The sequence below is a fragment of the Mycobacterium kyogaense genome (assembly GCF_036946525.1).
Taxonomy (GTDB): domain Bacteria; phylum Actinomycetota; class Actinomycetes; order Mycobacteriales; family Mycobacteriaceae; genus Mycobacterium; species Mycobacterium kyogaense_A.
This window is the reverse complement of the sequence record NZ_JAQIIY010000019.1, coordinates 55,537-76,968: the sequence shown is the minus strand read 5'-3', so window position 1 is coordinate 76,968 and position 21,432 is coordinate 55,537. Positions and strand designations below refer to the sequence as shown.

General features: G+C 67.7%; 23 protein-coding genes. 10 read left to right on the top strand and 13 right to left on the bottom strand.

The window, feature by feature from the left end:
* Positions 1-15 precede the first annotated feature (15 nt).
* Complete coding sequence (locus PGN37_RS17070; protein WP_335332187.1) at positions 16-1,065, top strand: substrate-binding domain-containing protein; 1,050 nt, start codon at positions 16-18, stop codon at positions 1,063-1,065.
* A 52-nt stretch (positions 1,066-1,117) separates the two neighbouring features.
* Here the strand turns inward: PGN37_RS17070 and PGN37_RS17065 are convergent, their stop codons facing one another.
* The 8 genes from PGN37_RS17065 to PGN37_RS17030 all read right to left on the bottom strand — a co-directional run bounded on the left by PGN37_RS17065 (position 1,118) and on the right by PGN37_RS17030 (position 8,851).
* The gene (locus tag PGN37_RS17065) at positions 1,118-1,768 is read right to left on the bottom strand and encodes a class II aldolase/adducin family protein (protein WP_335332186.1); all 651 of its coding nucleotides are present in this window, start codon (positions 1,766-1,768) and stop codon (positions 1,118-1,120) included.
* Positions 1,765-2,802, bottom strand: coding sequence for an alcohol dehydrogenase catalytic domain-containing protein (locus PGN37_RS17060; RefSeq protein WP_335332185.1), 1,038 nt, complete (start codon positions 2,800-2,802; stop codon positions 1,765-1,767). Before PGN37_RS17060 ends, PGN37_RS17065 begins: the two co-directional genes overlap by 4 nt.
* The gene (locus PGN37_RS17055; protein ID WP_335332184.1) at positions 2,799-4,343 is read right to left on the bottom strand and encodes a xylulokinase; all 1,545 of its coding nucleotides are present in this window, start codon (positions 4,341-4,343) and stop codon (positions 2,799-2,801) included. The genes PGN37_RS17060 and PGN37_RS17055 overlap by 4 nt, the downstream gene beginning before the upstream one ends.
* Positions 4,340-5,137, bottom strand: coding sequence for a DeoR/GlpR family DNA-binding transcription regulator (locus tag PGN37_RS17050; protein WP_335332183.1), 798 nt, complete (start codon positions 5,135-5,137; stop codon positions 4,340-4,342). The genes PGN37_RS17055 and PGN37_RS17050 overlap by 4 nt, the downstream gene beginning before the upstream one ends.
* Before the next feature lie 79 nt (positions 5,138-5,216).
* Complete coding sequence (locus tag PGN37_RS17045) at positions 5,217-5,669, bottom strand: hypothetical protein (protein WP_335332182.1); 453 nt, start codon at positions 5,667-5,669, stop codon at positions 5,217-5,219.
* 48 nt (positions 5,670-5,717) lie between these two features.
* Positions 5,718-6,434 carry an NUDIX hydrolase gene (locus tag PGN37_RS17040; RefSeq protein WP_335332181.1) on the bottom strand — a complete coding sequence of 239 codons (717 nt, stop codon included), beginning with the start codon at positions 6,432-6,434 and terminating at the stop codon, positions 5,718-5,720.
* 21 nt (positions 6,435-6,455) lie between these two features.
* Positions 6,456-7,694: a KasA/KasB family beta-ketoacyl-ACP synthase gene (locus tag PGN37_RS17035; protein ID WP_335332179.1), complete on the bottom strand. Its 1,239-nt coding sequence runs from the start codon at positions 7,692-7,694 to the stop codon at positions 6,456-6,458.
* Between the two features lie 164 nt (positions 7,695-7,858).
* Entirely contained in the window at positions 7,859-8,851 is a 993-nt protein-coding gene (locus PGN37_RS17030; protein WP_335332178.1) for a ferritin-like domain-containing protein, read from the bottom strand.
* A 210-nt stretch (positions 8,852-9,061) separates the two neighbouring features.
* Between PGN37_RS17030 and PGN37_RS17025 the strand changes: the two genes are divergently transcribed.
* Entirely contained in the window at positions 9,062-10,072 is a 1,011-nt protein-coding gene (locus PGN37_RS17025) for an iron-containing redox enzyme family protein (RefSeq protein WP_335332177.1), read from the top strand.
* On the opposite strand, the gene PGN37_RS17020 is transcribed toward PGN37_RS17025, so the two are convergent.
* Both PGN37_RS17020 and PGN37_RS17015 read right to left on the bottom strand, forming a co-directional pair.
* Positions 10,049-10,279 (bottom strand): CDGSH iron-sulfur domain-containing protein, encoded by a 231-nt coding sequence (locus tag PGN37_RS17020; RefSeq protein WP_335332176.1) that lies wholly within the window; start codon positions 10,277-10,279, stop codon positions 10,049-10,051. The two genes, PGN37_RS17025 and PGN37_RS17020, sit on opposite strands and share 24 nt — an antisense overlap.
* Positions 10,276-10,962, bottom strand: coding sequence for a HemK2/MTQ2 family protein methyltransferase (locus tag PGN37_RS17015; RefSeq protein WP_335332175.1), 687 nt, complete (start codon positions 10,960-10,962; stop codon positions 10,276-10,278). The genes PGN37_RS17020 and PGN37_RS17015 overlap by 4 nt, the downstream gene beginning before the upstream one ends.
* Positions 10,963-11,128: 166 nt before the next feature.
* Between PGN37_RS17015 and PGN37_RS17010 the strand changes: the two genes are divergently transcribed.
* The gene (locus PGN37_RS17010) at positions 11,129-11,383 is read left to right on the top strand and encodes a hypothetical protein (protein WP_335332174.1); all 255 of its coding nucleotides are present in this window, start codon (positions 11,129-11,131) and stop codon (positions 11,381-11,383) included.
* A gap of 4 nt (positions 11,384-11,387) precedes the next feature.
* On the opposite strand, the gene PGN37_RS17005 is transcribed toward PGN37_RS17010, so the two are convergent.
* Entirely contained in the window at positions 11,388-12,092 is a 705-nt protein-coding gene (locus PGN37_RS17005) for a cutinase family protein (protein WP_335332173.1), read from the bottom strand.
* A gap of 118 nt (positions 12,093-12,210) precedes the next feature.
* Between PGN37_RS17005 and PGN37_RS17000 the strand changes: the two genes are divergently transcribed.
* Positions 12,211-12,507, top strand: a complete 297-nt coding sequence (locus PGN37_RS17000; protein WP_335332172.1) for a hypothetical protein — start codon at positions 12,211-12,213, stop codon at positions 12,505-12,507.
* Between the two features lie 31 nt (positions 12,508-12,538).
* Here the strand turns inward: PGN37_RS17000 and PGN37_RS16995 are convergent, their stop codons facing one another.
* Entirely contained in the window at positions 12,539-13,933 is a 1,395-nt protein-coding gene (locus PGN37_RS16995) for an LLM class flavin-dependent oxidoreductase (protein ID WP_442932949.1), read from the bottom strand.
* Positions 13,934-14,097: 164 nt separating this feature from the next.
* Between PGN37_RS16995 and PGN37_RS16990 the strand changes: the two genes are divergently transcribed.
* The 6 genes from PGN37_RS16990 to PGN37_RS16965 all read left to right on the top strand — a co-directional run bounded on the left by PGN37_RS16990 (position 14,098) and on the right by PGN37_RS16965 (position 19,996).
* Entirely contained in the window at positions 14,098-15,438 is a 1,341-nt protein-coding gene (locus tag PGN37_RS16990) for a sugar ABC transporter substrate-binding protein (protein WP_335332170.1), read from the top strand.
* 1 nt (position 15,439) lies between these two features.
* A complete protein-coding gene (locus tag PGN37_RS16985; RefSeq protein ID WP_335332169.1) occupies positions 15,440-17,017 on the top strand; it encodes a sugar ABC transporter ATP-binding protein in 1,578 nt (525 codons plus the stop codon).
* A gap of 4 nt (positions 17,018-17,021) precedes the next feature.
* Positions 17,022-18,053, top strand: coding sequence for an ABC transporter permease (locus PGN37_RS16980; protein WP_335332168.1), 1,032 nt, complete (start codon positions 17,022-17,024; stop codon positions 18,051-18,053).
* Between the two features lie 141 nt (positions 18,054-18,194).
* Positions 18,195-18,752, top strand: a complete 558-nt coding sequence (locus tag PGN37_RS16975) for a type 1 glutamine amidotransferase domain-containing protein (RefSeq protein WP_335332167.1) — start codon at positions 18,195-18,197, stop codon at positions 18,750-18,752.
* Positions 18,753-18,819: 67 nt separating this feature from the next.
* Entirely contained in the window at positions 18,820-19,206 is a 387-nt protein-coding gene (locus tag PGN37_RS16970; RefSeq protein WP_335332166.1) for a nuclear transport factor 2 family protein, read from the top strand.
* A 16-nt stretch (positions 19,207-19,222) separates the two neighbouring features.
* Positions 19,223-19,996 (top strand): enoyl-CoA hydratase/isomerase family protein, encoded by a 774-nt coding sequence (locus PGN37_RS16965; protein WP_335332165.1) that lies wholly within the window; start codon positions 19,223-19,225, stop codon positions 19,994-19,996.
* A 16-nt stretch (positions 19,997-20,012) separates the two neighbouring features.
* On the opposite strand, the gene PGN37_RS16960 is transcribed toward PGN37_RS16965, so the two are convergent.
* Positions 20,013-21,101, bottom strand: coding sequence for a 1,4-beta-xylanase (locus tag PGN37_RS16960; RefSeq protein ID WP_335332270.1), 1,089 nt, complete (start codon positions 21,099-21,101; stop codon positions 20,013-20,015).
* Between the last annotated feature and the right edge of the window lie 331 nt (positions 21,102-21,432).

Here is a 21,432-nt window from a genome sequence, read left to right as displayed (position 1 = left end):
AGATAGAGAGAACCCATGAGATTGCTCACCAAGATCGCGGCGATGGCCTCGGTGGGTGTCGTCGGCACAGCGCTGACCGCCTGCGGAGCCGGAGACACCACCTCCAACGCGGACACCAAGCGCATCGGCGTCACGGTGTACGACATGAGCTCGTTCATCACCGCGGGCAAAGAGGGCATGGAGGCCTACGCGAAGGACAACAACATCGAATTGGTCTGGAACTCCGCCAATCTCGACGTGTCCACGCAGGCCAGCCAGATCGACTCGATGGTCAACCAGGGCGTCGACGCGATCATCGTCGTTCCCATCCAGGCGGATTCGCTCGGACCGCAGGTCGCCAGCGCCAAGGCCAAGGGCATCCCGCTGGTGGCCGTCAACGCAGCGCTGAACAACCCGGACGTCGCCGGCAGCGTGCAGCCCGACGACGTCAAGGCCGGTGAGCAGGAGATGCAGATGATGGCCGACCACCTCGGTGGCAAGGGCAACATCGTGATCCTGCAGGGCCCGCTGGGTCAGTCCGGCGAGCTGGACCGCACCAAGGGCATCAACAACGTGCTCGCCAAGTACCCGGACATCAAGGTGCTGGCCAAGGACACGGCCAACTGGAAGCGCGACGAGGCCGTCAACAAGATGAAGAACTGGATCTCCGGCTTCGGTCCCCAGATCAACGCCGTGGTCTCCGAGAACGACGACATGGGTCTCGGCGCCCTGCAGGCTCTCAAGGAGTCCGGCCGCAACGACGTCCCGATCGTCGGTATCGACGGCATCGAGGACGGCCTGAACGCGGTCAAGAGCGGTGAATTCATCGGCACCTCTTTGCAGAACGGCACCGTGGAGCTCTCCGCCGGATTGGCCGTGGCCAACGCCCTGGCCAAGAAGGAAGAGGTCAACACCAAGCCGGTCTACCTCATGCCTGCCATCACCAAGGACAACGTCGACGTCGCGATCCAGCACGTGGTGACCGACCGGCAGAAGTTCCTCGACGGGCTCTCCGAGCTGACCACACAGAACCTCAAGACCGGCGACATCGCCTATGAGGGAATCCCGGGCCAGAAGCAGCCCTGACGCATCACACGAAGCTGGGGCCGGTCGCACACTGCGACCGGCCCCTGTTTCGTCAGTCCTTCCCGGACGCCTGCTGCCCGTAGCCGGCCAGCAGCCGGCCCACCTCGGCGATCTCGGCGTCGTCGAGGACCCGCACGGGCGCGCCGGTGGCCATGGCCCGCAGCTGCACGTCGCACACGTACTCGAGGTAGGGCACCAGGTTCAGCACCTTGGGTAGCGCCGCACCCGCCAGCACCGCGCCGTGGTTGCCCATCAGCGCCGCGGTGCGGTCGCGCAGTGCGGCGGTGACGTTGTCCGCCAGCTGCTGCGTGCCGAAGGTGGCGTACGGGGCGACGCGGACCGGGCCGCCGAACAGCGCCGAATAGTAGTGCGACGCAGACACTTCGTCGACGACCGTGGACAGCGCGGTCGATGCAGGCGCATGGGTGTGCACGACGGCCGTATGGGCCGAGGACCGATAGACCGCCAGGTGCAGGGCCAACTCGCTCGACGGCGCGAGCACCGCGTCGACGGCGGCGCCGTCCAGGTCGTGGATGCCGACGTCTCGCGCCGACATCGCCTCGTAGTCGACACCGCTGGGTGAGATGACGACGAGATCGTCGACCCGGATCGACACGTTGCCCGCGGTGCCGACCACCAGGCCCGAGCGGCTGAGGTACTGGCAGGCGTCGACGACCTGCTGCCGCTGCTCGTGCAGTCTCATGGCTCGAGGATGTATTTCGATCCGCGGCCGGCGGCCATGTCCTCGAGGCTGGGCACCAGCTCCGACAGCGGCCGGCGTTCGGTCACCAGCATCGAGCCGTCCACCTTGCGGGTGGACAGCAGTTCGACGGCGGTGCGCACGTAGTTCGGGGTGTGGTGGAACACGCCCTTGAGGGTGTACTCCTCGTAGTGCATCGCGCTGGAGTCGACGGAAAACGCTGCGCCAGCGGGTGTTCCACCGAAGAGCACGGCCGTCGCGCCGGGCCGCAGCGTGCGGACGGTCTGCTCCCACACCTGCGGCAGCCCGACCGCTTCAATCCCGACGTCGGCGCCGCGACCGTGGGGCGTGTGGCGTTTGATCAGCGCCACCCGGTCCCCGAAGTCGGATACCTCGGACAGGTCGATGGTGTCGACGGCGCCGGCCCGAAGAGCCTGCTGCAGCCGCCATGGCGACTGGTCGACCGAGATCACGTTGGCGCCCCGCAGGGTGGCCAGCCGCACGAACATCAGCCCGATCGGCCCCGCCCCGTGCACCACGACGGTGTCGCCGAGTTCGATTCCCGTCTCGGCCATTCCGTGTACCACCGTGGCCAGCGGCTCCAGCGGCGCGGCGTCGGCGAAGTCGAGGTCGTCGGGCAGCGTGTAGGTGTTGCGGGCCACGATCGCTGCAGGGATCACCACCTCCTCGGCGAAGGCGCCGTTGAGGAATTCGAGGTTCTCGCAGAGGCTTTCGCGGTGGCGGATACACGCCCAGCAGTACCCGCACGGCACGGTGTTGGCGGCGGTGACGCGGTCGCCCACGGAGAAGCGCTCGACACCGTCGCCGACGGCGGTGACCACACCGGCGAACTCGTGACCGAAACGCGACGGCAGAGTCGGGAACAGCTTGGGGTGGCCGCGCCGGTAGGACTTCAGGTCGGTTCCGCACGTCGCGGCGGCGCGGACCTCGACGAGGATCTCGCCCGGCGCAGGCTCGGTGGAGCCGATGTCCTCCAGCCGTAGTTCGCCGGGCCCGTAGAACATGGCGGCTCTCACGGTGAATTCTCCTTCGACAGGGGTGTTTCGGTCAGGGGTGTGTCGTGCAGGGTGTGCAGCAGGCCGCGGGTCTGCGCGTAGACCTGCTCGTAGAGTGCGCGCAGGCGCCGATAGGCGGCGGCCGCGTCCGGGCGGGGTGCGACGACGGCGTCGGTGGTGCTGATCGCCGCAGCGGCCGCGGGCAGCGAGTCGTACGCGCCCACCGCGGTCAGCGCGATCGCCGCCGCGCCGAGCGCGCTCACCTCACCGGACGCGCAGACCTGCAGCGGTCGGTCGAAGACGTCGGCCAGAATCTGGGTCCACAGCGCGCTGCGTGCTCCTCCGCCGGTCGCGCGGATCACCTCGACCCGCTCGCCGCGCGCGGCCTCGAGACCGTCGAGTTGCAGCCGCAGTTCGAGTGCGATGCCCTCCAGCAGGGATCGATAGAAGTGTGCGCGGGTGTGACATCCCTGCCACCCCAACGTCACTCCCGAGGCCTGCCCGTCCCAGTGCGGCGTCTGGGCGCCGTTCCAGTAGGGCAGCGTCATCAGCCGTTCACTGCCGATCGGCAGCGCCGCGGCCGCACTCTCCAGCGCAGGGTCGGGCGCGCCGGCCAGGCCCGGGTCGCCGAACTCGCGGCGGAACCAGGTCGACAGGTAGGTACCCGACGAACTGAACGTCTCCACCGTGGACTGCCCGGGCATGGCCGAGATCATCGACCGGTACGCCCGTGCCGGAACGTAGGATTTGGTCTCGCTGCCGATCACCACGGCCGTCCCGAGAACCAGGTAGGCCGCGCCCGGATCCGTCACGCCCAGTCCGATACCGCCGGCCTGGCCGTCGCCCGTGCCGGCGACGACCGCGACGTCGTGGCCCACGCCCCACGCGTCAGCGATCTCGGGCCGCAGTGCCGCGACGGTTGATCCGCTCGTGACGAGCTCGGGCAGCTGGTCTCGGCGCAGCCCGGCGAGGTCGAGCAACTCGTCGCTGTAATCGCCTGTGCTCTGGTCGATCACAGCCAGGGGATCGACCGATGCGGTGCTCGACACCCAGCGACCAGTCATGGTGTGCACCAGGTAGGTGTGCACGTCGGCGACGCGGTGGCAGCGCGCCATGGTGTCGGGTTCGTGATCACGCAGCCACAGCAGCTTGTAGAGCCCGGGGGTGATGTCGGCGGGCTTGCCCGACAACAGTTCCACGCGTTCGGTGCCGTAGGTGCGGACCTCGGCCTCGGCCCGCCCGTCGAGCCACAGGATCGCCGGCCGAATCGGCGATGCGTCCTCGTCGAGACAGACGAAGCTTTCGCGTTGATGGGTCACGCACACCGCGGCGACGGCGCTGCGGTCCGAAATATCATGCAGCGCAGCCTGGATGGCCGCATCGGTGGCGGTCCACCACTGGGTGGCGTCCTGCTCGAACCAGTGCGGGACCGGGCTTCGGGTGTCCAGGGCCTGACTCCCCTCGCCCACGACCCGGCCGGCGGCGTCGACGACGATCGCCTTCGCGGCGGTGGTCGAGCAGTCGACCGCGATCACCAGCGGTGCCGTCGACGCGGCGGTCACGACTCGGCCACCAGGACGTTCACGCCGGCGTCGTCGAGGCGGCGACGCTCGTCGGGATCGATGCCGGCGTCGACGACGACGACGTCGAAGTCCGCCAGATCGCAGATCCGGTGGATCGCCCGGCGCGCGAACTTGGAGTGATCGATCAGCAGCACGCGCAGCTCGGCACTGTCCATGAAGGCGCGCTTGAGTTGCGCTGCGGCACTGGAGGGATGGAAGCATTTTCCGCGGGAGAGCGCCGGCACCGACATGAACAGGACGTCGCAGTGCACGTCGTTCAGCGCGCCGGTGGCTTGCGGGCCGAGGAACGAGGAGAACTCGGGGACGAAGTCGCCGCCGATCGCGGTCAGGCGTACCCGTGGCTCCGCCGAGAGATCGTTGATCGCGGGCAGGAAGTTGGTGATCACGGTCAGTGGCAGGCGCGACGTGAGCAGCGGCACCACGTGCAAAGCGGTGGTGCTGTCGTCGAGGGCCACGGCGGTCATGTCGATGCGGTCGGCGGCCCACGCGACGCCGGCTCGGGCGACGGCCTGCTTCTCCGCGAGATTGAGCATGCGGCGCAGCTCGATGTTGCGTTCGAACGCCTCGCTGGGAGGCGCCTCGGCTCCGGAGCGCACCTTGCGCACCATGCCCGCCTGGTGAAGATGGTCGAGATCGCGGTGGATGGTCATAGTGCTGACGCCGAATTGGTGCGCCAGGTCATCGATTCGGACAGCACCCTTGGCTCGGACGAACTGCGCGATTTCGGCGCGCCGAGACGTGTTGCCGATGGCGCGCACAGGCGGACTCGACATCGCCGCGCCTCCTTGCACGCCCAAACCTCACACTGAACGTCACAAAGCTAACAACAGGGGTGTGAACTTCGCAAGGTCGTCAGTGCGGCAACCCATAGTCCATCGGTTGGCCGGCCCCTTCCGTGGCACCTCTGTCGACGATCGCGGTGGCCACCGGCACGCCGTCGCGGACGACGGCGACCACGGCGACGTGCTCGGACGGGGCAAAAGCCGTCGCGCCCGGCCGATGGACCTTCGTGGTGTCGGGGGTGATGGCGAACGTCATGGTCCGCCCTGCGGCATCGGCGGTGGTCAGCGATGTCTCTGACACCGCGGTGACCCAACCGGTGCGCTGAATGTCCTGGGCAGCGATCGCAACAGGCTGTGGCACCGAGGGTGCAGACATCGTCATCGTCCGCGGACCATCGGGTCCGGCCACGGCGAGCAACCAACCCGCCATACCCGCGGCCACCATCAGCGACGCCAAGCCCCACCGCGGACCGGCGTGGGCCGGCGAGAGGCGGTGCCTGCCGGGTAGGTGTGTCGTGGCCATCGAGATCCGGCTACCCGGCCCGCTGCAGGCAGAAACACCGGAATGCAGTCACCGCCAGGCGAACACCGGCTGCTCGAGCTGGTCGACCGGGTCGTCTCGCCCCTCCAGCCCCAGCCACCGCAACTGCAGCAGCACCGCCCCGGTCGGCGCATGGATCAGGTCGTTGCCCAACGGGATCTGCACCACCGGCCGCGCGCTCTCCGGGATCGTGATGAACCGGGGTGAGTCGTCCCGCAACAGCTGGTGCAGTCCGACGCGATAGACCGCGACCACCTCGTCGGGCGCCGGCTGCAGATCAAGCCTGCCCCCGCCCCAGACCACCACCGGGGTGATGACATACCCCGAGCGGGTCGGATAGTCGTCGAGCAGTCCGAGCACGGCCGCCTCGGGCAGCGCCACGCCGACCTCCTCGTCGAGTTCACGCAACGCCGCGTCGACGGCGCCTTCTCCCGGATCCAGCCGGCCGCCGGGCAGCGCCCACTGGGCGGCATGCGTCGAGAGTCGAGATGTTCTGCGACACAACAGGAATGACGCGCCACCGGACACGTCCACCATGCGGCCGTCCAGGTTCTCGGGCATCGGTCTGCCGGCGATCCAGTCGTCGACGGGAGCGGGATCGACACGGTCCTCCCCGACCTCGGAGTCGACCAGAACCACGGCAACCGCCGCGCGGCGCTTCTCGGGATCGGAGACGGTGCGACGGTGGTGCGCGGCCAGGTTGTCCCTGATGCGGTCTCGCAGCGTGTCGTCGTAGACCAGGGTCACCGCTCGAGGTTAGCGCCGGGGCTACCGCCCGAAGACCAGTGCCACGTTGTGCCCGCCGAACCCGAGCGTGTTCGAGATCGCGTGGCGGTAGTCGCCTGAGCGGCGTTCGCCGACCACCAGATCCACGTCGATGTCGGGGTCAGGGGTGTCGTAGTTGAGCGTCGGCGCCAGCACGCCGTCACGCAGCGACTGAACGGTCAGCGCGGCGGCCACGGCGCCCGAGGCGCCCATGGAGTGCCCGAGAGCGGCCTTCGGTGCGGTCACGGCGGGCCGGTGAGTCCCCAGCACGGTCTGCAGCGCGCGGGCCTCGGCGAGATCACCGACTCGCGTACCCGCTGCATGGGCGATCACCGCGTCGACGTCGCTGGGCTCCACTGCGGCGAGCTGCAGCGCCCGGCTCAATGCCGCGGCGGCCAGCTGCCCGTCGGGGTCGGGCTCGATCAGGTCGACGGTGTCCGACGTGGTGCCCGCGCCGAGCAGCCGGCCGAGGATGGTCGCGCCGCGCGCCCTGGCGTGCTCCTCGGTTTCGAGCAGCAGCAGTGCGCCGCCCTCGCCGAACACCATGCCGTCGCGATTCTTGTCGAACGGGCGGCATGCGCCGACCGGGTCGTCGTTGTGATGGGACAGCAATCCCAGGTTGTCGAACGCGGCGATCGGCACCGGCTCGATCTGCGACTCGACGCCGCCACAGATCGCGACGTCGGCCTCGCCGAGCGTGATCAGGCGCCACGCCTCGGCGATCGCCGCCGAGCCTGAGGCGTCGCCGCTGGTCGGCGCGATGACACCGGCCTTGGCCTGCCTGTCCAACCCGACGGCGGCCGCTGGGGCGTTTGGCATGTGCATCTGCACTGCCAGCGGCGAGACCGCGCGCATACCGCGCTCCTTGAACGCCTCCCACGCGGTCCATAGATCCTGCGTGGAGCCGAAGGCGTGGCTCACCGACACCAACAGGCGGCGGGTATCGACGTCAGGTGTGCCCGCGGCCGCCCACAACCGCCGGTTCAGCACAAGCGCCATCTTCTGCATGTAGGACAGGCGGCGGACTTCCACCCGGCTGAGCTGCGAATCGAAGTCCTCCCGGACCAGTCCGCCGATGGTCACGGGCACCGGAAGATCACCGGGAAGGCGGTCGTCGATGGGCCCGATGCCGCTCTTGCCGTTGAGAAGCGCGGCCCACGATTCCTCGACGTCAGCGGCCAGAGCCGTCGTCGCTGCCAGCGCTGTCACCACGACCGCCGGCCGGTCAGCTGTGGCTGTCATCTCGTCCGATTCCCCTCGACCCGTCGGAAACTCACAAATAATTCTCTAACGAGACGTGCAGGCTCCGTCAAGGCAGCCTCTGTCAGAAACCCTTCCGCCGCCGGTCAGACGCCACCGGCGCGGAACCCCGAAGGGCCCGCGCCGGTGGTTCGAGCCGTGCAGCGTCAGCTGATGCCGACCACGTCCTGGGCAATGGCGGCCAACCGGGTCTGCGCCGCGGAGACCACGCGCTGGCGGTTCTTGTGCGCCTCCTCGTAAGCCACGATCACGCGAATGTCGGAGGCCTCGGAGAGCTCCTTCACCGCGGCGATCGCGTCGGCCTGGTTCAGATCGTCGTACTCGGCGATCGGCAGCTCGTCGGCCTCCAGCACGCCGGCGGCCCCGCGTGCCGCGTGGATGACGTCGGCGACGTCGTCGGCACCCTGCTCACGGGTGATACGCTCGGCGGCTTCCAGAGCCGAGTTGCGCGCACCGGCGAGCGCCTTCGCCGCGATCTCAGTGCTGCGGGCGCCGCGGTCGACGAGGTCGCCGACAGCCGGCCGCACCGAACGCACCGCTTCGACGGCCCGCTCCGCGCGCTCCACCGACCACGTGAACGGGAGGTTCAACAGCTTCACGGTCAGACCCGCGGCAGCCTGCAGCGGAGTGCGGCGCAGGGCCGCCGGGCCGCCGAGCGCGTCCTCGGCGAGCACGGTGGTCAGCCAATCGACGGTCGCCGAGTGCGCCGTGATGAGACGGTCGGCGAGGTCCTGTACGTCCTTGTGCTTGGCGGCGACAGCGAGGGCCTTGACGTAGCGCGAACGATCCAGCAGCTGGTCTTCCAGGGCGAGGTCACCCAAGAGCGCCTCGTCGAACGGTTCGGCCTGCTCGGTGAGTGCCTTCACCGCGGCCGCGGCCCGTCCCAGGAACGGCCCGATGACGTCGGGGAACCCGCCGAGGTCGCGGATCGCCGCCTCGATCTGCTCGGCGCGCGCACGCCCGTTCTCGGCGTTCTGCGTCAGCTCCGTGCGGACGGCGTCCGTGCGCGCCTGGGCAATTCGGGTCTCGGCGACCTGGATCTCGGTGTGGGTCAGGTCGAGAATGGTGCGCAGCTGAGCGATCAGCGTGGCTGTGGTGGCTTCGATGGTGACGGACTCGGTGGTAGCCGTGGTGGCCATGTGTCGTACTCACCCCTTCGGGAGTTTGCTTCCTGCTTCGGTCAGTGGCACTGATGTGCGCCTGCCGACCGGCTACCCACCTACCGGGGGGCCTGACAGCACAGAACGGGAAAATGTGAAAAAGGCAGCATCCATGTGTGATCAAGCCCCCTGAGTGGGTACCGGCGCCGCCCGTTTGGCGCGATCTCGGCGGGGTATGTCGCAGCCGTGATGCCGACGATGGTTCAACCCCTGCTTCCCGAACCCCGCGGGCCGATCTCGCTGTCCGTGGTCGAGCTGCTGGCCGAGCGGGCACCGCTGCGCTACCTCACCAAAGTCGAAACCTCGCTCGCCGACGCCGATCCCGCGGGCATCGATCTGCACCTGGCGCTGTATCTCTGCTACGAACTCCACTACCGCGGCTTCGCGGGAGTGGACGCCGGCTGGGAATGGAACCCCGGACTGCTCTACCTGCGCGGCCGCCTGGAAGATCTCTTTCTCGATGACGTCAGGCGCGGAGTCGGCGAGATCGACCCCGACACCAGTGCGCTCGACGAGCTGGACGCACTCTGTCTGGAGCCCGTCGGTGGCACCGGCCCGTCGTACTATCTGCGCGACAGCGGCACGTGGGACCAGATGCGCGAATACTTCGCCCACCGCTCGCTGTACCACCTCAAAGAAGGCGATCCGCACGCGTGGGCCATACCGCGTCTGACGGGACAGGCCAAAGCGTCGTTCGTCGCCGTCGAGTTCGACGAGTTTGGCGCAGGCAAGGGCGCGAGGCTGCACCAGCAGCTGTTCGCTGACCTGATGGCGGCGGCCGGACTGGACACCACCTATCTCGGCTACCTTGCCGACGTTCCCGCGCATTCGCTGGCCGTGGTGAACCTGATGTCGCTGTTCGGTTTGCACCGTCGGTGGCGCGGCGCAGCAGTCGGCCATTTCGCGGCGACCGAGGTGACCTCTCCCCCCGGGTCGAAGCGCATGGTGGCGGCGCTGGAGCGGATGGGCGCGCCCGACGAATGCGCGGCCTTCTACCGCGAGCACGTCGAAGCCGACGCGGTGCACGAGCAGGTCGTCCGTACCGACGTGGTGGGCGACTTGGTGGCTCGTGAGCCCGAGCTGGACACCGACGTGGTGTTCGGTATCCGGGCGTTCGACCTCGTGGAGGGCCGACTGGCCGATCACCTCATGCAGAGCTGGGACGCGGGACGCAGCTCACTCCGCCGCGCTCTGGACTGACTCGGCATCCGCCGCCGGGCGTTGCCGGCGGCGGTGGCTGGTGTCGCACAGCGGATAGGTCTTCGAGCGCCGGCACGCGCAGATGGCCACCATGAATCTGTCCGATTCCGCCACTGAGCCGTCCGGAAGTTCCACGCGCACAGGTCCTTCCACCATCACCGGACCGCCGGGCACGACCCGGACGGTACGTGGGGCGTGCTCGTTCATGGCGCGTCCGCGCGGATGACCAGGATGCGTTCCATCTCACACCCCTGCGGCAGCAGACCCGCGCTCTTCAACCAGTCGGCCCGTGCCGTCATCACCGGTCCGAACGGAATCATCTGTTGGGCAACGATATCCGCTGTCATACCGTGGCTTCGTAGCGCGTGGACAGTGCGCTCGGCATTCGAGCATTCCGAGTGCACGATGAGCATCGTGCCGCCCTCGGCGAGCAGCAGCGGCGCCGCGGCGCACATCGGGTCCAGCACGAGGCGACCGTCGGCACCGGCGTTCCATGCCTGGGCCGGACCGGCAGCCATCGGAATGTCATTCGAGTCGTCGACGGGCGCCTGCGGCACGTAGGGCGGATTGGCGAGCACCACGTCGAAGGGCCCGAATTCGGTTGCGCGTGCCCAGGACCCGCGGTGCACGACCATGTTCGCGCCGGCAGCGCGCGCAGTGCGGCGGGCATGGGCGACGGCGGCGGGAGAGATGTCGAATGCCGCGACCTCGGCGGCGCCGGCCTGCGCGGCGGCCAATGCCACCACTCCGCTACCGGTACACAGATCGGCCACCCGCGCACCGGGGGCGAGCCCGGCTGCCGTCATCGCATCGATCAGAAGCTGCGAATCTTCCTGCGGCGGATAGACTCCGGCTGGAGTGATGCCGAAATCGGTGTATGCGGTGGTCATGCGGCCTCCTCGCCGACGATGGCGATGACGATGTTGATGCCGGGCGGCATCGCCCCCGACTGATGCCCCCTCTCAGACCGGCCAAACCCCTGTTTGTGCCGCCACGCTGCGGGAAACCGTTGCGTTGCTGCGATTACCAGCAACCACCCGACTGAGAGGGCCCCTCATGACCATCTGCGCGACGTGCGGCAACGACTACGACAAGGCATTCACGGTGACCTGGCCGGACGGCCGGTCCGCGACGTTCGACAGCGTCGAGTGCGCCACGATGCAACTGGCACCGGAATGCGGACACTGCGGGTGCCGGATCCTGGGCCACGGCATCGAGACCGACGAGGGCATCTTCTGCTGCGCGCACTGCGCCCGCAAGGACACCAACGCCGACGTCAACGACCGCTATCCCGTGCCTGCCGGGGCGTGAGCCCCTATAACCGGCCGACGGCGTATGTCGCACCCTCGTTGACCATCCCGTTGACCGGGTACAGGGCGTGCGCCACGGTCGGGCCGCCGTCGGGGGCGCCGTCGCAGATCGTGTCGCCCTGCGCGCACAGCTGCAGGGTCTTGTCCGCGTAGCGCGGCCCGATCGTGATGGCCGGAGCGCCGTAGCGCTGCAGGAAGGGCGCCGACGGTGTGCCGAACAGCACGACGGCCGCGACGTGATCGGCCACCTCCGGCGGCATCGGACGCGGCGCGATCGCCGCAGGCACCATGGCAGGAACGACATCGGAGGTCGTGAAGCCCGACACCAGAGCGCCCTGCGAGTAGCCACCGAGCACCATCCTGGTGTTCGGGCAGTTGGCGGCCATCGCCTGTACGTGGTCGGACTCGTCGCGAATGCCGTCGATGACGGTCTGGGCGATCTCGGTGCGAGCGTCGAAGTTGTTGGACGCGGCGTAGTTCACCGCGTACACACCGACCGTCCGGGGTGCCGCTTGCGCGCGCACCGCATCCACGAAGGCCTGTCCGACTCCGCCGACTCCCGGCTGCTCACCGGTGCCGCGGGCGAACACCACCTCGACGTCCGGACATCCTTGGGCAGCTGCCGTCGGGGCGGCGGCACCGCCGGCCGCCACCGCGGCGGCTCCGGCGATCAACGTTGCGGCGACACGGGCCCAGGGATGACGTGACATAGGGGCTTCCTCTCTCAGGCTGACGCGCGGAGAGCAGCGCCAGTCCTGCAGTACCCGCACGTTTGCTGGTCAAACGATCGAGAGCTGACCACCCGCTGACGTCGGCTACGGTCGACGCATGTCTGACGCCGATTCTTCGTCATCCCCGGCCGACCCCACCTCTGACGATCCCATCGACGACGTCGCGCCCGGCGACATCATCACGGCTGATCGCGGTGACGGAGCACGGTCCTACAAGGTGGTCCACATCGCCACCACCGACGGTGGCTACCTGGTGACGCTCGAAGACGACGGCGACGGCGAGACGTTCCAGCAGCAGTTCGCTGCCGGCACGCGCGTGACGCGGTCGCTGGAATCCAAGTGGGAGTCGGAGCAGAGCCCGACCCCGCACACCGACGGCACCGACTCGGCTTGAGCCAGGCCGGAGTCGCCCCATGGGTGGCGGGCTACCTACACCCAGCGAAGGCGCCGCGATACCGTGCGGCCGGGTGCCGCTCGTTGATCCGGTCTGCTCCGAACAGCTTGGCGCGCAGCGTGCCGGCACGGTACTCACGCTGGGCCAGTCCGCGCTGCTGCAGCACCGGCATGACGTGCTCGACGAAATCTTCGTAGCTGCCGGGAATGGTGGCGTTGACGACGTTGATGCCGTCCACCCCGGCATCGCGCCACCGTTGCAACTGGTCGGCGATCGACTCCGGGGTGCCCACCACTCGCGAGTTGCGCCCCTGCAACAGGCCCAAATCGCGCACGGTGGCCTCACGGCTGTGTGATTCCCCGGGTCGTCCCCTGCGCTGCGCGCGTGGGCCCACCGCTCCTGCCCGCCGAGACACCGATTCCTGCACCCACGCCACGATGCTGCGGGTGCCGTCGGTATCGGCGATGTCACCCAACGGGGTGTCGAGGTCGTGGCCGCCGAAATCGATGCCGACAGCACCGGACAGGTGGGCAACCATCCCGTCCAGGTCGATCGCCTCGTCGAGTTCGACTTCCTTGCGCCGCGCCTCCTCCTCCGTGCTGCCGATGACGAAATGCAGACCCTGAAAGAACTTCAGGTCATCAGGTTTGCGTCCCGCGGCGACCACCCGCCGGCGGGTGTCCTCGATCAGATCGCGAGCATTCTCGGGGCTCGGGCTGATGATGAACTGTGCTTCGGCGTTACGGGCCGCGAAATCGCGCCCGGCCGTTGACGACCCTGCTTGGAACAGAATCGGTGTGCGCTGCGGTGACGGCGCCACCAGGTGTGGTCCCTCGACCGAGTAGCGCTCTCCGACGTGGTGGATCTTGTGGATCTTCGAGTAGTCCCCATGCAGCCCACGAACACGATCCTGGAGCAGCGCCCCGTCGTCCCACGAGCCCTCCCACAGCTTGTAGGTGACGTCGACGTACTCCTCGGCCCATCGGTAGCGCTCGTCGTGCTCCTCCAGCCCGTCGTACCCGAAGTTGCGGGCCGCGTTGGCCAGACCACTGGTGACGATGTTCCACGCGATCCGGCCGTTCGAGGCGTGATCAAGGGTCGATATCTTGCGCGCGAAATTGAACGGGTGCTCCTGGATGACCGAACTGGTGATGGCGATCCCGATATCCGAGGTGTTGTATGCGATTGCCGACGCAATCACGCTCGGGTCATTGCTCGGAATCTGCAGGCCGGCCTGCACGTACTTCTCGTAGGACCCGCCGTAATCGCCGTACAGGCCAACGACATCGGCGAAGAAGATGGCGTCGAATCGGCCCCTCTCGAGAACTTTCGCCAGATGCACCCAATGATCGAGTGAGTTGAAATCCGTCTGGCGGGCTTCGGGCCGGCGCCACACACCCTGCAGGATATGTGAGGTCGTGTTCATGACAAAGGCAGAGAAACGGAGGTAAGGAACGGACACCTCACCCAATGTCGTGACCAAAGACCGTTCGGCGCAATACTTCTGATCACCATGCGTTCCAATCACGGTAAGTCTTATCCTGATCCAGACGCTGGGAATTGATCCGGCCGCGCACTACCGTCTGCCCGATGAATTCCGAAGAACGCCGTGCGATCGATCCGGTCCTCGAACGCCTGGACACCTACGGTCTGGGCCGGCGGCAGTTCGTGAAACTGCTGGCCGGCAGCGCCGCCGCGCTGACCGCCGCGGGTGCGTTGACCGCGGTGGGCCGGCGCAGCGAGGCCCGCGGTGACGCCGTCGCCTACACGGACGGTCAGTTCGCTCTGCTGAACTGGTCGGCCACCGGTGACTATCAGGTGCAGTGGGCCAAGGCGTACCAAGAGGCTGCCGCCCAATTGGGTTACAAGAGCGTCGTTCTGGACGGTAAGAGCGATGCCGCGGTGCAGTCCAATCAGTTCAATCAGCTGCTCACCCAGAAGACCACCGCGATCTTCGTCGGGCTCAACGACCCCGGCGCGCTGCCCACCATGGCCCACGATTCGAACGGGGGCGGGGTGTTGTTCCAGGCGGCCTGGAACTCACCAGCCTGGTACACGCCGTGGCACAGCGACGCCGACGGCAACAAGTACAACACCTTCCTGATGCCCGACGAGTACGTCGCCGTCGGCAAGGCCGTCGACGTATTGGCGCGCACCATCGGCGAGGAAGGCACCATCGTGCGAGTCGGCGGGTACTACCCGTCCATCGACGGTTGCGAGGTCCAGCGTCGGCTCGCCGTGCACGACACCCTCAAGAAATACCCGAAGATCACCTTTGCCGGCGAACTCCACGCCAAGTACGACGCCGACCTGTCACAGCGCGCCGCGGCCGCCCTGCTGGCCCGCTACCCCGACACCCGGGGCATCGTCGCAGTCAACGACGACGCCGCCACCGGAGTGGTCGCCGGGATCGAAGCAGCGGGCAAGGTGCCCGGCAAGGACGTCTTCGTCGTTGGAGCCAACGGCTCGACTGCCGGCATCGACCGGATCGTCAAGGGCACGCAGCTGGTGACCACCGGCAACGTCCCGGCTTACCCCTCCTTCTTCACGGTGGCGCAGTTCCACGACCGGCTCAACGGGTGGAAACCCGATGCCGCCGAACGGTTCTACGGATGGCACGCCGAGATCATCACCGCCGACAACGTGCAGGCGTTCAAGTCCCGGTACGTCGACGGGCCCATCGGCGAGTCGTTCGACGTCAAACTGCTCTCCCGCGTCGAGCACCCCCACGACTTCGATCTGCAGTTCGCCGGGTACCCGGTCGAAGATCTCGAGACCATCTGGCCGGGCGTGCCGAAACCCGAAGGCTTCCAGTTCCCCGAGGCCTATCTGACCGCACAACGCAACGGCGACTTCGACCGCGTCCGCGCGCTGTACGAGGACCACTACCGCACCCCCGTTCTCGGGCCGTCCCCCTATCAGAAGGTGTGACATGACCTCACGTCCAGGACCCCGGTTGCAGGCAGCTGGCATCGTCAAATCGTTCGGCGCCAACCGCGCACTCAAGGGTGTCGACCTGACCGTCGGTGACGGCGAGGTGGTCGGTTTGATCGGCGAGAACGGGGCAGGCAAGAGCACCATCCTCAACATCGTGTCCGGCGTTCTGCCCCCCGACTCAGGGTCGCTGGTGCTCGACGGTCGTGAAATCGCCCCGAAGACCTACCAGGAAGCCAACAAGCTCGGCATCTTCCGCGTGTTCCAGGACGCCGCGCTGATCGACTCCCTGGCCGTCTACGAGAACGTCTTCTTCGGCTGGGAACACCTGTTCCGCAGGAGGACTGGAGGATTGGACCGGCGCGCGCTGCGCCGCGCCGCGACCGAGGCGCTCGCGAAGGCCGGTGTGGACGGTGTCGACGTGGGCGCGCCTACGGGCCGGCTGACACCGGGACAGAAACAGAGCCTTGACATCGCGCGGGTGACGGCACTGTCAGACCTGCTCGAGGTGCAGCGCCCCGTGGTGCTCTTCGATGAGCCGACGACCGCCCTGGACTCCGAACACGAGGACAACTTTTTGCGTTTGCTGCAACGGTTGCGCGGCGTCGCCGCGGTGGTCTTCGTCTCGCATCGGTTGCCCGAGATCATCGAATCCACCGACCGAGTCACCGTTTTCAAGGACGGCGAATCTGTGGCTGATCGCCCGACGGCCGGAGTCGACGAGAACGAGTTGCACCGGCTCATGGTGGGACGGATACGCACCGAGAACTATTACCGCGAACACGACCAGCGCGTCATCGACACCGGCGCAGCACCCCGGTTGGTGGTCGAATCCGTGGGCGGTGCCGGGGTGTTGCGGGATGCCTCGCTCGAGGTCGCGGCGGGAGAAATCGTCGGCTTGGCCGGGACCGAGGGCTCGGGCAAGCGGGTGCTGGGCGAGATCATCGCGGGCGCCGTGCGACCGACCCACGGGCGGATCCTGATCGACGGCGAACCAGTCGGCGGCACCATCGGCGAGCACGTTCGCGCCGGCATCGCCTATGTGCCACCGGACCGCAACGACAAGGGGCTGATCACCAGCTCGTCGATCGTCGACAACATCCAGTTGGCCTCGCTACATGACCGCTTCGCCACCCGCCTGGTCGGGTTGTGGGCGGTTGGCCGTGCCCGCGCGGTCACCCAGCGGTACGTCGACGAGCTGGGCATCGTCGCCGTCGGTATCGATGCGCCGGTGGCTTCGCTGTCGGGCGGCAACGCGCAGAAGGTACTCATCGCCAAATGGCTTCTGCGGCAACCTGATGTGCTGGTCCTCGACGAACCGACACAGGGCGTTGACACCGGCGCTCGAGAAGGTATCTACGAGTTGCTGCGCCAGGTCGCTGCTTCCGGCGCTGCCGTCATCCTGGTCAGCGACGACCTCCCAGAACTGATCGGGTTGTCCAACCGGGTCGCGGTGATCACCGACGGCCGGTTGGTGGCCACGGTGGACGCGCCACCGGGGGCCAAGCCGGACGAGCACGACCTCGTGGCCCTGATGATCCCCGGCACCACCGCTGTCCCTACCACCATCGGATGAGAAGATGACTGCTGAACTGACCTCCCCTGCAACGGGAATCGCAACACCCGAGGCACCCTCCGGTACGCGTCCGTCGCCCTCGGTTTCACCGACTCGCATCAACCTGACGCGTGACGTGCTGCCGCTGGCCGCGCTCCTGGCCCTGGTGGTGTTCTTCTCGGTCCGCGCCGAAGCCTTTCTCACGGCGGCCAACCTCACCCTGATCAGCGGGCAGGCCGGCATCCTGCTGCTCGCCTCGCTCGGCGCGACGCTGGTGGTGGTCGCCGGCAGCGTTGACCTGTCCGTGGGCTCCATTGCGTTGCTCACGGGTGCGGTGGTCGCCTCCCTGATCAACGAAGGCTTCGGCAATCCGATTCTGGTGCTGCTCATCGCCGTCGCGGTGGGTGCAGCCATCGGCCTGCTCAACGGTCTGGTGTTCGCCTACGGGCGGGTGCCGTCGTTCATCGCCACCTTGGGCACGCTGTCGCTGTTCGCCGGGATCGGCTTGACCATCCTGCAGGGCAGCACCATCAACTTCACCAACCAGGGCATTCGTGACCTGGCCATCGGCCAGTTCGTGCCGAACATCCAGAACGCGGCACTGATCGCGTTGCTGGCGCTGGCCGTGGTGTGGTTTTTCGCCCGCCGCACACGGTTCGGGTTGTACGTCTACGCCATCGGAGGCAATGAAAAGGTGGTCGAGTTGGCCGGGGTGAAGACGCGCCGCATCAAGGTGCTCATCCTGGTGGTGTCGGGCATCACCGCCGGAGTGGCCGGTCTGCTGTTGACCGCCCAATTGGGCGCGGCGGGGCCGACTCTGGGATCGCAGATCCTGCTCGACTCGGTGGCGGCCATCGTGATCGGTGGCACCGCGCTGTCCGGCGGAGTCGGCGGGGTCAATCGGACCGTCCTCGGTGTCCTGATCCTCACGGTGCTGTCCAACGGCCTGAACCAGATCGGCGCCGCCGACTACACCCAAACGATCATCAAGGGCTTGGTGATCATCGTGGCGGCCGTGTTCACGATGGCCTCACAGCGCAAGCTGATCGTCAAATAGCCGCTGACGGCGCGATTCGCCGGGCACGTGATCCCGCGGGTGCGGAGATCTGTCGACGGGTGACCTCCCGCGGGATTCGTTCGTCGGCGAGCGGGTAACCGGCGGCCGACGGACGATTCACGCCGACGAAAGGATGCCGCCATGGCGAACGAACTCCACGGCCGCAAGATCGCGTTCCTGGCCACCGACGGGGTGGAGAGAGTCGAACTCGAGCGGCCGCGCGACGCGGTCACCGACGCGGGCGGGCAGGTCGACCTGCTCTCGATCAGCGACGGTCAGATCGAGGCACGTGACCACGATCTGGAACTGGCGGGCACCTTTTCGGTCGACCGCACAGTGGATGACGCACGGGTCGACGAGTACGACGCCCTCGTCATCCCCGGCGGCACCGTCAACGGGGACAAGCTGCGCCTCGAGGACTCGGCCGTCTCGTTCGTCGCGGAATTCGTTCGCTCGGGGAAGCCGGTGGCCGCGATCTGCCATGCCCCGTGGGTTCTTCTCGAGGCCGGCGTCATCGACGGCCGCACGCTCACCTCGTACCCCAGCCTGCGCACCGATCTGCGCAACGCCGGCGCGACGGTCGTCGACCAGGAGGTGTGCATCGACGGCAACCTGATCACCAGTCGCTCCCCCGACGATCTGCCCGCCTTCTGTCAGGCCATCACCGATCGATTCGCCGAGACGCCCGCGCACACCTGATCTGTCGAAACAGTGACCCGTCGGCGGTCCGGCGTGTGGGCGTGGTGACGGCGGGTAGGCGAAGCACATGCATGAGCTGACACGACGTTTCACCGACGCACTGGGCCGCCTGCACGAAAGCCGTGACGTGGAGCCATTGGTCGAGCTGTTCTCCGACGACGCCACCCTCACCAAGGCCGGGTTGCCTCATGAACAGCACGGGCAGGATGGTGCGCGCACCTTCTGGACGCAGTACCGCGATGTCTTCGACGACCTGACATCCGACTTCTCGCACACCGTCACCGATGACGGCATCGCCTATCTCGAGTGGACCTCGACGGGGACGCTGCGCGACGGCACCGAATTCCGTTACGACGGGATGAGCGTGCTCGAGGGTGACGACGAGACGATCACCGCGTTCCGCACCTACTACGACACGGCGGCGTTCCTGCACGCGGAAAAGCAACGCGGCTGAGTTCTACAGTGTCGCCATGAGCCTGGTCACCTACGAGCTCGACGGTCACGTCGCGACGATCACACTGAACCGGCCCGAAGCCGGCAATGCGATCAACGGTGCGCTGCGGCAGGAACTCAACGCCGCGTGGGACCGATTCCGCGACGAGGAGGACGCCTGGGTCGGCATCCTCACTGCCAACGGTCGGGTGTTCTGCGCCGGCGCTGACCTCAAAGACGGCGACGGCGCCGTCGGGACGTTCGGCGGCACGTTCTGGGAGAAGCCGACCATCAACTCCTTCGAAAGCGGCATGGAGTTGTTCAAGCCGACGATCGCCGCGGTGCAGGGACCGTGCATGGGCTACGGCCTGACCGGAGTTCTGTTCTGCGACTTCGTGATTGCGAGCACCGAGGCCACCTTCGCCTTCCCCGAGGTCACCATCGGCGTGCCGACGATCGTCGGGGCGATCCGGCTGCCGAGACGGCTGCGGTGGGCCGACGCGATGGAGCTGCTGCTCACCGGCACACCGATGACCGCCGAGCGGGCGAAGGAGGTCGGGTTGGTGTGGAAGCTCGTGGAACCGGACGACCTTCTCCCCGCGGCTCAGCAATGGGCGCGCACTCTGGCCGAGGCTGCGCCGCTCGCACAGCGGGCCACCAAGGAGGTCGCCTGGCGCACTGCCGACATGGGGTGGATCGAGTCGGTCCGGTTCGGCGAGGTGATGCGCAAGGTGGCCGGCGCGACAGCCGATGTGGCAGAGGGTATTTCGGCGTGGCGGGAGAAACGTCGCCCGCAGTGGCGAGGGCGCTGACCAGTCAGGGCGGGCATCAGGACGGGCGGGGTCGCCCGGTCAGACCCCGGATGGCCGCGATCTCTGTCGGCCGGTAGGGCTGCCCGTCGCGGGTGAGCAGGTCGTGAAACCACGGCTGCGGTTCGGCGGTATAGGGCCGGTCCCACGAATCCCATGGATAGTAGGTCTGCGTTTTACCGGCCACGAAACCCCATGCATACGCTCCGACGTTGCGGCGCTTGGTGATCGGCAGGATGTTCTCGACCGTGCAGTCCAGCGACCGCGCCATGTACTCGGTGCACAGCAGCGGGCGCCGGGTGAAGTCGAGCTCGCTGATGCGGGCGTCGAACCCGGCCGGATTGTCGTAGCTGTGGAACGAGATGACATCGGAGTTCTCGAGCTGGATGCTCGCGATCTCACTGCGCCGCCGCGCATCGGCCCACGGGCCGTCCCACACACCGCTGGTCAGTGGATGGATCGTCCCGACGGAACGCGCCCAGCGGAACACCTGCGGTAGCAGATCGGCGACGAGGGCGAGCTTGTCGGCGCGCTCGGTGTCCCGGTACTGCTTGGCGGGATTGTCGGGTTCGTTCCACAGGTCCCATCCGAGGATGCGCCGATCGCCGCGGAACCGGGTGAGTACGCCGACGACATAGTCGTGCAGGACGCGCCGGTAGCGCCGGTCGTCGAGGTTCTCCGCCCCGGGACTCTGCACCCACCGCGAGTTGTGGACCCCGGGCCGCGGCGCGGCCTGCCTCCCGAGGGCGGGCAGCGGATCCCAACAGCTGTCGAACAGGACGAACAGCGGTCGTATGCCGTGGCGGGACGCGATGTCCACGACGTGACCGACGCGGTTCAGAAAGCCCGTCGGGTCCTGGATCCACAGCAGGTCGTGCAGGAACACCCGCACCGTGTTCAGGCCGGCCAGCCTCGCCAACCGCAACTCGGCGTCGATGCGCAGCGGGTCGAACGTCCCGGGCTGGAACATCTCCAACTGGTTGACCGCGTTGCTGGCGATGTAGTTCGCGCCCACCAACCAGTCCTGATCCTGATACCAGCGCGCGGCACGGTCGGGCGACCAGCGTCCGTCGTCGGCTGACGCCCGCGGCACCGGTGTCAACGTCATCGCCGCCGCCGCGAGGACGGACGCCTTGAGCGCGGTGCGGCGGCCCAGGGCACCTCCGACAGTGGCGGAGCTGACCTGTGCGGTCGGGCGAGTCAACGCATCATCCTTCGATGAGAGCCTGGACAGGAGAAACGATCAGAACGGAGCCGGGCACGAGCCAGCCGCCCAGTGTATCGATCCACGCGCGTCCGCCGTTACGCCGAAATTCAAGCAGCACTGGCGATTTCGCTCAGCGGACAGGATAGTCGGTCGAGGCGGGTGGCGCCTCTGTGCTATGCAGATCGGGTGACCGCAGCGCGCGACGACGCCCTCGGCCTCCGCGCCCGCGGCG

Bases quoted from the DNA above. Each gene is read 5' to 3' on its own strand.
- PGN37_RS17070 (WP_335332187.1), top strand. From the start codon at position 16: ATGAGATTGCTCACCAAGATCGCGGCGATGGCCTCGGTGGGTGTCGTC.
- PGN37_RS17065 (WP_335332186.1), bottom strand. From the start codon at position 1,768: ATGAGACTGCACGAGCAGCGGCAGCAGGTCGTCGACGCCTGCCAGTAC.
- PGN37_RS17050 (WP_335332183.1), bottom strand. From the start codon at position 5,137: ATGTCGAGTCCGCCTGTGCGCGCCATCGGCAACACGTCTCGGCGCGCC.
- PGN37_RS17045 (WP_335332182.1), bottom strand. From the start codon at position 5,669: ATGGCCACGACACACCTACCCGGCAGGCACCGCCTCTCGCCGGCCCAC.
- PGN37_RS17035 (WP_335332179.1), bottom strand. From the start codon at position 7,694: ATGACAGCCACAGCTGACCGGCCGGCGGTCGTGGTGACAGCGCTGGCA.
- PGN37_RS17030 (WP_335332178.1), bottom strand. From the start codon at position 8,851: ATGGCCACCACGGCTACCACCGAGTCCGTCACCATCGAAGCCACCACA.
- PGN37_RS17025 (WP_335332177.1), top strand. From the start codon at position 9,062: ATGCCGACGATGGTTCAACCCCTGCTTCCCGAACCCCGCGGGCCGATC.
- PGN37_RS17020 (WP_335332176.1), bottom strand. From the start codon at position 10,279: ATGAACGAGCACGCCCCACGTACCGTCCGGGTCGTGCCCGGCGGTCCG.
- PGN37_RS17015 (WP_335332175.1), bottom strand. From the start codon at position 10,962: ATGACCACCGCATACACCGATTTCGGCATCACTCCAGCCGGAGTCTAT.
- PGN37_RS17010 (WP_335332174.1), top strand. From the start codon at position 11,129: ATGACCATCTGCGCGACGTGCGGCAACGACTACGACAAGGCATTCACG.
- PGN37_RS17005 (WP_335332173.1), bottom strand. From the start codon at position 12,092: ATGTCACGTCATCCCTGGGCCCGTGTCGCCGCAACGTTGATCGCCGGA.
- PGN37_RS17000 (WP_335332172.1), top strand. From the start codon at position 12,211: ATGTCTGACGCCGATTCTTCGTCATCCCCGGCCGACCCCACCTCTGAC.
- PGN37_RS16995 (WP_442932949.1), bottom strand. From the start codon at position 13,933: ATGAACACGACCTCACATATCCTGCAGGGTGTGTGGCGCCGGCCCGAA.
- PGN37_RS16990 (WP_335332170.1), top strand. From the start codon at position 14,098: ATGAATTCCGAAGAACGCCGTGCGATCGATCCGGTCCTCGAACGCCTG.
- PGN37_RS16985 (WP_335332169.1), top strand. From the start codon at position 15,440: ATGACCTCACGTCCAGGACCCCGGTTGCAGGCAGCTGGCATCGTCAAA.
- PGN37_RS16980 (WP_335332168.1), top strand. From the start codon at position 17,022: ATGACTGCTGAACTGACCTCCCCTGCAACGGGAATCGCAACACCCGAG.
- PGN37_RS16975 (WP_335332167.1), top strand. From the start codon at position 18,195: ATGGCGAACGAACTCCACGGCCGCAAGATCGCGTTCCTGGCCACCGAC.
- PGN37_RS16970 (WP_335332166.1), top strand. From the start codon at position 18,820: ATGCATGAGCTGACACGACGTTTCACCGACGCACTGGGCCGCCTGCAC.
- PGN37_RS16965 (WP_335332165.1), top strand. From the start codon at position 19,223: ATGAGCCTGGTCACCTACGAGCTCGACGGTCACGTCGCGACGATCACA.
- PGN37_RS16960 (WP_335332270.1), bottom strand. From the start codon at position 21,101: ATGACGTTGACACCGGTGCCGCGGGCGTCAGCCGACGACGGACGCTGG.